This is a genomic window from Collinsella sp. An271 (genome assembly GCF_002159695.1).
Classification (GTDB): Bacteria; Actinomycetota; Coriobacteriia; order Coriobacteriales; family Coriobacteriaceae; genus Collinsella; species Collinsella ihumii.
Genome location: NZ_NFJE01000028.1, coordinates 1 through 3,001 on the forward strand (window position 1 = coordinate 1; position 3,001 = coordinate 3,001).

Annotated in this window: 1 rRNA gene; it reads left to right on the top strand. The window is 65.8% G+C overall.

Going from position 1 to position 3,001, the window contains the following annotated elements:
• Positions 1-28 precede the first annotated feature (28 nt).
• Positions 29-3,001, top strand: a 23S ribosomal RNA gene (locus tag B5F74_RS12075).

Genomic DNA, 3,001 nt, shown 5'->3' on the forward strand with positions numbered 1-3,001 from the left:
CCCCCGGGGCGCGGATATCAGACGGCAACGAGAAGATATCACGGGCGCGCGGCGGATGCCTTGGCACAGGAAGCCGATGAAGGACGCGGCAAGCTGCGATAATCCGCGGTTAGGGGCACACACCCTTCGACCCGCGGGTCTCCGAATGGGCGAACCCGCCGGAAGAGGTTCCGGCATCCCGGGGGCGAATCCATAGCCCCCGGGAGGACAACCCGGGGAACTGAAACATCTAAGTACCCGGAGGAGGAGAAATCAACTGCGAGATCCCCCGAGTAGCGGCGAGCGGAAGGGGGCCATGGCCAAACCGGCGGGCGCATGCGCGCGGCAGCGTTCGCGCCGCCGGGGTTGTAGGGCCGCGACGCCCGGGGGCTGCCGCCCCCGGCGCGCACCGATCCAGGGGAGCCGAACGGCATGGGACGGCCGGCGGCACAGGGTTACAGCCCCGTAGGCGTACCCTCGGGTCGGGCGCGGACGCGGCGCCTGAGTAGGGCCGGGCACGTGAAACCCGGTCCGAACCTGGGTGGACCACCATCCAAGCCTGAACACTCTCCTGTGACCGATAGCGCACGAGTACCGCGAGGGAAAGGTGAAAAGCACCCCGGGAGGGGAGTGAAACAGTACCTGAAACCGCGCGCCCACGAGCAGTCGGAGCCCCCTCGCGGGGTGACGGCGTGCCTTTTGTAGAATGAGCCAGCGAGTCGCTGGCACGCGGCGAGGTTAAGCTGGGAAGCGAGCCGTAGCGAAAGCGAGTCCGAACAGGGCGACCACAGTCGCGTGCCGCGGACGCGAAGCCGGGTGAGCTATCCCTGGGCAGGCTGAAGCGGGGGTAAGACCCCGTGGAGGGCCGAACGGCAGTACGTTGAAAAGTGCCCCGATGACCTGGGGATAGGGGTGAAAGGCCTATCAAACCCGGAGATATCTCGTTCCCCCCGAAATAGCTTTAGGGCTAGCGTCGGGAGTTCGCCTGCGGAGGTAGAGCACCGGATCGATGAGGGGGCTTCGCCGCCTACCGACTCGAACCGAACTCCGAATGCCGCAGGCCCAGATCCCGGCAGTCAGAGCATGTGGGCTAAGCTGTGTGCTCGAGAGGGAAACAGCCCAGACCGCCCGCCAAGGTCCCCAAATCCGCGCCGAGTGGCAAAGGATGTGCGCTCGCGCAGACAACCAGGAGGTTGGCTTAGAAGCAGCCACCCCTTCAAAGAGTGCGTAACAGCTCACTGGTCGAGTGGGCGCGCGCCGACAATACACGGGGCTAAGCGCGGTACCGAAGCGGCGGGATGAACCTAGTTCATCGGTAGGGGGGCGTCGCGCGCGGGGCGAAGCGGCCGGGGAACCGGGCCGTGGACCGCGCGCGAGCGAGAATGCTGGCATGAGTAGCGAGAGACGAGAGAGTAACTCGTCCGCCGTAAACCCGAGGTTTCCTGGGCGAGGCTAATCCCCCCAGGGTCAGTCGGGGGCTAAGGCGAGGCCGGCAGGCGTAGCCGAAGCGCAGCAGGCAGACATTCCTGCACCGGAGGGGAACCGTCACGACCGACGGGGCGACGGATCGGGGTGGCTCGGCGGGGTTCTGGACGCCCCCGTGATGGAGCGCGGCCCGCGGGACAGGGAAATCCGTCCCGCGCGAGGGCGAGGCTCCGGACGAAGCGAGTCAAGCGAAGCGAGTGAGCCCGAGGTCCCCAGAAAAACCCCTAGGCAGGGGCCCCTCCGCCCGTACCGCAAACCGACACAGGTGGGTGGGTAGAACATACCGAGGCGATCGGGTCAACCATGGTCAAGGAACTCGGCACAATGGCCCCGTAACCTAGGGAGAAGGGGTGCCGGCGCGTACGTGAAGGGGCTTCGCCCCCGGAGCGGAGGCCGGCCGCAGTGAAGAGGCCCAAGCGACTGTTTACCAAAAACACAGGACTCTGCAGAAGCCGCAAGGCGACGTATAGGGTCTGACGCCTGCCCGGTGCCGGAAGGTCACGCGGAGCCGTTAGCGCAAGCGAGGCGGCGAAGCCAAGCCCCGGTAAACGGCGGCCGTAACTATAACGGTCCTAAGGTAGCGAAATTCCTTGTCGGGTAAGTTCCGACCTGCACGAAAGGCGCAACGACTTGGGCGCTGTCTCGACCATGGACCCGGTGAAATTGCACTGGTCGTGAAGATGCGACCTACCCGCGGAAGGACGGAAAGACCCCGTGAACCTTCACTGCAGCTTGGCATTGGCCGCTGGACGCGCGCGTAGAGGATAGGCGGGAGGCTGAGATGCCGGGGCGCCAGCCCCGGCGGAGCCGACCTTGGAATACCGCCCCCGCGCGCCCGGCGTCCTAACCCGGGGCCGTGACCCGGCCCGGGGACCGTGCCAGGTGGGTAGTTTGACTGGGGCGGTCGCCTCCTAAAGGGTAACGGAGGCGCGCGAAGGTCCGCTCGGGACGGTCGGCAACCGTCCTCCAGAGTGCAAGAGCGCAAGCGGGCTTGACTGCGAGACCCACAAGTCGAGCAGGTGCGAAAGCAGGCTCTAGTGATCCGGCGGCCCCGCGTGGGTGGGCCGTCGCTCAACGGATAAAAGGTACTCCGGGGATAACAGGCTGATCTTGCCCAAGAGTCCACATCGACGGCAAGGTTTGGCACCTCGATGTCGGCTCATCGCATCCTGGGGCTGGAGCAGGTCCCAAGGGTACGGCTGTTCGCCGTTTAAAGCGGTACGCGAGCTGGGTTCAGAACGTCGTGAGACAGTTCGGTCCCTATCCTCCGTGGGCGCAGGAGAATCGAGGGAGGCTGCCCCTAGTACGAGAGGACCGGGGTGGACGGACCTCCGGTGAACCGGTTGTCGACCGACGGCATGGCCGGGTAGCCGCGTCCGGCGCGGATAACCGCTGAAGGCATCTAAGCGGGAAGCCGTTCCCGAGATCAGTTCTCCTTTCGGTAAGGGCCCAGGTAGACCACCTGGTTGATAGGCCCCAGGTGCAAGCGCGGCGACGCGCTCAGCCGAGGGGTACTAATCGCCCGAGCTCTTCTCAA